1 protein-coding gene is annotated in these 672 nt (G+C 59.1%); it reads left to right on the forward strand.

Annotation, left to right across the window (positions count from 1 at the left end):
* Positions 1 to 672: immunoglobulin-like domain-containing protein (locus tag GYA94_RS03450; RefSeq protein ID WP_161891786.1), on the forward strand; the 672-nt coding region annotated here is incomplete at both ends.

Genomic DNA, 672 nt, shown 5'->3' on the forward strand with positions numbered 1-672 from the left:
ACCGATACGCAGAGCCCGGTTACTGCCCAGCTCACTGTGGATAACACCACTGTGGCCGAAGGCGGCAAGATCACCTACACCGTGACCCTGGTCAGCGCTGATCCGAGCCTGCCAGTAACCAACCACAAAGGTCTGACCTTCACGCTGACTGACGGGACTACTGTGACCGTTAAAGCAGGTGAGGCGACCGGTTCTGTTACCGTCACCGCGCCAGACAACGTCTACGTCAACGATCCAGTCACCATCACCCAAGGTCTGACCAAGGTCGAAGGCGCCGGCGCTGATCAGTTCGAACAACTGAATCTGGGCAAAGATACCGTCAGCACCTCCGTGACTGACGAGCCGGGTACTCCGGGTAACCCAGGTGGCAATAACGAAGGCGATCTGGTCAAGGTCAGCATCGTGGCTGACCAAGTCTCGGTCAACGAAGCAACTGAGCCAACCTTCACCGTCACCCTGAACAAGGCGCTCGACAAGCCGTTCACCGTAACCCTGAGCACCGGTGCGACCCTGACCTTCGCGGCAGGCGAGACCACCAAGTCCTATGCCGCTCCGGCGCAGGGCGATGACGTGTTCAAGGACGAAGGCAAGATCACCGTCAGCATCACCAAGGCAGAAGTGGTCGGCGAGCAGCTGGAAAATCTGCAGATCGGTCAGCCTGCGTCCGTAGCT

It is taken from the genome of Pseudomonas juntendi (assembly GCF_009932375.1).
Classification (GTDB): domain Bacteria; phylum Pseudomonadota; class Gammaproteobacteria; order Pseudomonadales; family Pseudomonadaceae; genus Aquipseudomonas; species Aquipseudomonas juntendi.